At 44.8% G+C, this 5,672-nt stretch carries 7 protein-coding genes, 1 pseudogene and 1 riboswitch; of the genes and pseudogenes, 6 read left to right on the plus strand and 2 right to left on the minus strand.

The window, feature by feature from the left end:
* The first annotated feature begins 191 nt into the window (after positions 1 to 191).
* A riboswitch (molybdenum cofactor riboswitch) is annotated at positions 192 to 311 on the plus strand.
* From moaA to ACWA6V_RS16225, 6 genes are all read left to right on the plus strand, one after another.
* A complete protein-coding gene (gene moaA / locus ACWA6V_RS16200; protein WP_449523465.1) occupies positions 300 to 1,286 on the plus strand; it encodes a GTP 3',8-cyclase MoaA in 987 nt (328 codons plus the stop codon). (Overlaps the previous riboswitch by 12 nt.)
* Before the next feature lie 29 nt (positions 1,287 to 1,315).
* The gene (moaB, locus tag ACWA6V_RS16205; RefSeq protein WP_151031208.1) at positions 1,316 to 1,861 is read left to right on the plus strand and encodes a molybdenum cofactor biosynthesis protein B; all 546 of its coding nucleotides are present in this window, start codon (positions 1,316 to 1,318) and stop codon (positions 1,859 to 1,861) included.
* Positions 1,862 to 1,872: 11 nt separating this feature from the next.
* Positions 1,873 to 2,394: a cyclic pyranopterin monophosphate synthase MoaC gene (gene moaC, locus ACWA6V_RS16210; RefSeq protein ID WP_449523466.1), complete on the plus strand. Its 522-nt coding sequence runs from the start codon at positions 1,873 to 1,875 to the stop codon at positions 2,392 to 2,394.
* On the plus strand, positions 2,387 to 2,635 hold the full coding sequence (locus ACWA6V_RS16215) for a MoaD/ThiS family protein (protein WP_449523467.1): 249 nt from the start codon (positions 2,387 to 2,389) through the stop codon (positions 2,633 to 2,635). Before moaC ends, ACWA6V_RS16215 begins: the two co-directional genes overlap by 8 nt.
* A gap of 11 nt (positions 2,636 to 2,646) precedes the next feature.
* Complete coding sequence (locus tag ACWA6V_RS16220) at positions 2,647 to 3,117, plus strand: molybdenum cofactor biosynthesis protein MoaE (RefSeq protein ID WP_449523468.1); 471 nt, start codon at positions 2,647 to 2,649, stop codon at positions 3,115 to 3,117.
* A gap of 74 nt (positions 3,118 to 3,191) precedes the next feature.
* Complete coding sequence (locus tag ACWA6V_RS16225) at positions 3,192 to 4,694, plus strand: FG-GAP repeat domain-containing protein (protein WP_449523469.1); 1,503 nt, start codon at positions 3,192 to 3,194, stop codon at positions 4,692 to 4,694.
* Positions 4,695 to 4,718: 24 nt separating this feature from the next.
* On the opposite strand, the gene ACWA6V_RS16230 is transcribed toward ACWA6V_RS16225, so the two are convergent.
* Positions 4,719 to 5,456 (minus strand): sulfite exporter TauE/SafE family protein, encoded by a 738-nt coding sequence (locus tag ACWA6V_RS16230; protein WP_449523470.1) that lies wholly within the window; start codon positions 5,454 to 5,456, stop codon positions 4,719 to 4,721.
* A 16-nt stretch (positions 5,457 to 5,472) separates the two neighbouring features.
* Positions 5,473 to 5,672, minus strand: a pseudogene (locus ACWA6V_RS16235) (molybdopterin molybdenumtransferase MoeA); the annotation flags it as partial.

Consider the following 5,672-nt stretch of genomic DNA (forward strand, 5'->3'; position numbering starts at 1 on the left):
ATAAAAAAATTGGATTTGTTTATTAATTTTTTGCATCAGATCACATCAGCAGACTATTTGATTTAACACAAACTCACTGAAAATTAACAACCAGGTACATACCGCTGGATTCACAACTACCCCCAAAGTGGTAATCGTGCACCCATTCACGGCAATAACATCACCCAACCAAAGCCGCTAGTATGAAACCACTATAGAAACAACGCCGAGCTTAATGACCTAAGGTCATCCCGACTATGGCATTAAGCCAATGGGTCTGTTTAGAAATGAACAGGCCTCCCGGATTGGAAAGGTGTTTTATGCTGGTTGAATCGCCACTAACAGATAGGTTTGCGCGCACGTTTGGTTATTTGCGCCTGTCACTCACGGAAAAATGTAATTTCAGTTGCAGCTATTGCTTACCCGATGGCAGCGAATGCCATTCTATGGAGGGTGATTTAAGTCTTATTGAAATTCGTCGTTTAGTCACCGCCTTTGCATTATTGGGCACTCAGAAAATTCGCCTGACCGGCGGTGAACCGAGCTTGCGCCGCGATTTATGTGACATCATAAAAACCTGTAAAAATGTTGCAGGAATTAACTCAGTAGCACTTACCACTAACGGCTTTCGCCTGGAAAAAGACGTAGCCAGCTGGCGCGCTGCAGGTTTGGATGCGCTTAATGTCAGCATTGATAGTTTGCGTCCGGAAATGTTTCAACTGATCACCGGCAGTGGAAAGTTGCGCAGCATTTTAACGGGCCTTGATGAGGCTCAAGCCCTCGGCTTTAAACAACTCAAAATTAATACTGTGTTACTGCGCGAACAGAATGCCCGTGAATTGGACGATTTTCTTGCATTTATTAAAACCCGCAGAATTACCCTTCGTTTTATTGAGTTAATGCGCACGGGCGACAACGCGGATTTTTTTGCCCGCCAACATTTAAGTGGTGAGAGCATTCAGCAGCGCTTGCTGTGTGAGGGGTGGACGCAAAAAATTCGCAACGCTAATGCTGGCCCCGCCAAAGAGTTTATCCACCCGGATTACCTCGCTTCTATCGGCCTGATAATGCCCTACAGCAAAAACTTTTGTGCTGATTGCAATCGCCTTCGGGTATCCAGCAAAGCGGAATTATATTTATGTTTATTTGCCGAGCAACATCAATCCATGCGCGCATTATTACAAAGCGATGACCCGCAACCGCTAATGAATTTTTTGCGCGCCGCACTACAACATAAAACTGTCAGTCACGATTTACAGAACCAGATCACCGGTTCAACCCGTCACTTAGCCATGATTGGCGGTTAATTTTTCTATAGATAGCGAGTGTATTATTTATGGGCCACCACACCACAGAAAATATTTTACCGCTAGCGATTGCAGTACTGACCGTATCTGACACCCGCAGCATTGCCAATGACACTTCCGGTGCGGCGTTAATTGAGCGACTACAAGATGCACAACACCAACTCGCCACACGCGCTCTGGTCATTGACGATATTTATCAAATCCGAGCCCAGTGTTCGCAGTGGATTGCCGACGAAAAAATTCAGGTGATTTTAATCACCGGAGGGACAGGTTTTACCGGACGCGATTCAACCCCTGAGGCCATGACCCCCTTATTTGATAAAACCGTAGAAGGCTTTGGCGAATTATTTCGCCAGATATCTTATCGCCATATTGGTACTTCCACTATTCAATCCCGTGCAGTTGCCGGGCTTGCCAATAACACGCTGATTTTTTGTTTACCTGGTTCCACTAACGCCTGCAAAACAGCGTGGGATGAGATCATTAAATACCAATTGGATTCCACACAGGGCCCATGCAACTTTGTACCGCATTTAAAAAAGACTGATCGTCTACCTTGCGGAACACGGGGATAAACGGAACAAATATGACGATGAACCAGCAACCCGCGCACCCCGCCCTACCAGCGTTGACGCACCTCGATCAAACCGGCGCTGCCTGCATGGTGGATATTAGCGATAAAACCATCACCAAGCGCATCGCAGTAGCCAGCGCGATGGTAATTACCCGCCCCGATGTCATTGGCCTGATCCAAAATGCCAGTCTAAAGAAAGGCGACGTGTTAGCGGTAGCTCGTATTGCGGGAATTATGGCCGCGAAAAAAACTGCAGATTTAATTCCACTCTGCCATCCGGTGGCACTATCAAAAGTTAGCATAGACTTTGTGTGTGATGTCTCTGTTGGCGCCATTTTTATTCGGAGCCGCTGCGTAACCACTGGCCAAACGGGAGTAGAAATGGAGGCGCTTACTGCTGCAAGCGTTGCAGCACTGACTATTTATGACATGTGCAAAGCGGTAGATAAAAACATGGAGATAAGCAGTATTTATCTGGAACAAAAATCCGGCGGAAAAAGCGGTGACTGGCAAAAGGAGCACACGCATGATTAAAGTGTGTTTTTTTGCTGACTTACGCGAGCGCTTAGGTTGTGCTGAACTGTTTGTCCAGGATTTTTCAGGCGAAAACATTAATCAGCTTAAAACGTTTATTGTCAAACAACACCCTCACTGGGAGAAAATATTTTTAGAAAAAAAGTTACTAATAGCCGTTAATCATGCCATGGCCAGCAATGACACCGTCATTGTGGCTGGTGATGAAGTTGCTTTTTTTCCGCCTGTGACAGGTGGATAGGAAGGGTATACATGAGTAATGTAGTGCGTGTACAAATGGAGAACTTCGATTTAAATAAGGAATACGACCGGTTAATTACTAAAAATTCCACTTGCGGTGCAGTCGTATTATTTAGCGGTCTGGTCCGCGATTTTATTCCACCACAACAGCTGGTTAGTCTTGAATTGGAACACTACCCACTCATGACGGAAACTATGCTGGAAAATCTCAGTATGCAAGCAAGCGCACGTTGGGAGTTGCAGCGCACAACAATAATACACCGCACCGGCAAACTCCTGCCGGGTGACCAAATAGTGCTGGTGGGCGTATCCAGCGCGCATCGTACTGATGCCTTTGAAGCTGCTCAATTCATCATGGATAAACTCAAAACTAGTGCCCCTTTTTGGAAAAAAGAAACCTTGAAGCCTAATCCGGATAGCAAACCGGAATCCTATTGGGTTTCAGCCAAAGACAGTGACGAGCAACTCGCCCGGCGCTGGTAAACGTATTATCCCCTAGATTACCCACCCTAACCGACATTCAATGGCTGGACGGGTTTCGAACGTTGCTTTTAACTATGAATATAAAACACATTTGTTATCTATTTTCAGCGCTGATGTTGTTAACTAGCAACGGCACACTATCTGACGATAAAATTCAACAAATTGTCAGTATGGCAAAGGATTACTGCGGCTCATGCCATTCAATGCCAAACCCTAATGTTGCACCCAAAAAAAGTTGGCCAAGAATAATTGAGACCATGAATGAAATTGCTTTAAAAAAATATGGGAAGGCAATCATAGACGCTAATCAAACGCGGGATATTACGGCATTCTACTATGGCACTGCACCTGAAAATTTGCCCGTCCTGCCCTACAACAAACCGTCAGACAGACTGACATTCAAACAGCATGTAGTTGGCGCAACTCAAGCTATGCCCCTGATCACCAATATCAAATTGGCGGCGATTAATGGCGATAAAAGTACCGATTTTATAGTAAGTGATATGAGCAATAATGCGGTATTTTTACTATCAAAAGAGAATGGAAAATGGAACGAGAAAAAAATTGCAGACATCAGCACATCGGTTTACGCCGACATTATTGATTATGATGGTGATCTTGATAAAGATATGCTTATTGGGGATATTGGCGTTCTTCCGTATACCGATAAACAGGTAGGGAAAATTTTTCTACTTAGAAAACAAAAAGACGGTGCATTTTCCAAGGAACTGCTTACGGATGGCATAGGACGTATTGCAGAAGTCAGAGCCATCGACGTAGATAACGATGCTGATCTTGACATAATGGTTGCAGCCTTTGGAGGAGGAGATAGCGGTGAAATATTCTGGTTAGAAAATCAGGGTAACAAGCATGCAAAACGAACCCTATTAAAAGTGACCGGTGCACTCAACATAATGCCTTGGGATATAAACAAAGATGGGCACATGGACTTCATTAGCCTCATCTCTCAAGAGCATGAATTATTTATGGCTTTTATTAATCAAGGAAACAAACAATTTACTCAAAGTGTACTAGCACGCGGACCCCACCCCATGTTTGGCTCCACCAGTATGCGTTTACTTGATTTGGATTTGGATGGCGATACCGATGTATTGTTTACCAATGGCGATGCTTACGACACCCAAAATGATTTAAAACCTTATCACGGCGTTCAGTGGTTAGAAAACCTTGACGGTAAAACATTTAAATTCCGCGATATAGGCAGGTTTTATGGAGCAGCCTTGGCACTAGCCGGCGATATGGATAATGACGGCGATTTGGATGTAGTGGCCGGCAGCTTTATGAATGATTGGAATGATCCAAAACGACAAAGCATGGTTTGGTTTGAAAATGACGGCAAGCAGAACTTTATTCAACACGACCTTATCGCCAAACCAGCGAGTATTGCATCATTTGAATTAGCCGATGTTACCGGAGACGGATATCTGGATATTATTGCCGGTAGCCTTAGGTTGGATCTTTTATTTAAAATGAATAACTCAAGTGATAAAAGTAAAGACGCAAAGCCAAGCCCTACACCAAGAGTTGTGATTCTTGAAAATATGGGGAGAAAATAACAAGTTAGCTGCAAAAAGTCAGCCTCACCCTAAAAACATCTTTCCTCCGGCAATCAACAATACCAACGCCATCACTTGGCGAATAACGGTAGCACTAAAACGTTTGCTGCCGAATTCCGCACCCAACCAGCCACCTAATATGGCGGCAACTGCCCAATAGCCAATGCCCTCTGGTAATACCGGATGCATGGACATGACCCCTAGCAAGCCTGCTACGGAATTTACCAAAATAAATACTGCGGCTACACCCGAGATTACGCGAGTTTCACCCCAACGCAGAAATAACAATAGAGGGCTCAGGAAAATTCCCCCGCCGACACCGACTAACCCAGACAGGAACCCAATCATTAACCCCGCACACATTAGCAACCATTTTTTTGGTGCCTGTATTGTTTGTGTAGGCGCTTTTTTAGCAGTTAAAAACGAATGGAATGCCGCATAAATTAATACAGCACCCAGAATAGGTTTGTAATAATCACCTGGAAGCGTTAGTCCGCCACCGAGATAAGCGCAGGGAATAGAGGTGATAATTAATGGCCAAAGCAGCGACCAGGAAAATGCATGTGTACGAATATATTTAGTACTGGCGATAGTGGCGACTAAAATATTTAACGCAAGTGCGGCCGGTTTCAAACTTTCCGGGGCGAGCCCCGCAAGCGCCATAATTGCAATATAGCCAGAGGCACCCGCATGCCCCACTGAAGAATACAAAACGGCTGCGATAAAAATACCAGCAGCAATTAACAGCGACAGTAAATCCAAAAAAACCTCATCGCAATTAACGAATAAAGCTATCGAAAGGGATAACAGTGACCGTTTCACCCGGTAGTACTGTGCCCCGCTCTGCCTCCAGGCAAATATAACCATTAGCCTTTGCCATACTGCTTAATACGCCAGAGCTTTGCGAACCGGCACTAACGACGGTATTCACACCTTGCTCACTCGCTAAAATTCCACGCTGAAAATCCATTCGCCCAG

The organism is Cellvibrio sp. (assembly GCF_053579595.1).

Bases quoted from the DNA above. Each gene is read 5' to 3' on its own strand.
- moaB (WP_151031208.1), top strand. From the start codon at position 1,316: ATGGGCCACCACACCACAGAAAATATTTTACCGCTAGCGATTGCAGTA.
- moaC (WP_449523466.1), top strand. From the start codon at position 1,873: ATGACGATGAACCAGCAACCCGCGCACCCCGCCCTACCAGCGTTGACG.
- moaA (WP_449523465.1), top strand. From the start codon at position 300: ATGCTGGTTGAATCGCCACTAACAGATAGGTTTGCGCGCACGTTTGGT.
- ACWA6V_RS16215 (WP_449523467.1), top strand. From the start codon at position 2,387: ATGATTAAAGTGTGTTTTTTTGCTGACTTACGCGAGCGCTTAGGTTGT.
- ACWA6V_RS16220 (WP_449523468.1), top strand. From the start codon at position 2,647: ATGAGTAATGTAGTGCGTGTACAAATGGAGAACTTCGATTTAAATAAG.
- ACWA6V_RS16225 (WP_449523469.1), top strand. From the start codon at position 3,192: ATGAATATAAAACACATTTGTTATCTATTTTCAGCGCTGATGTTGTTA.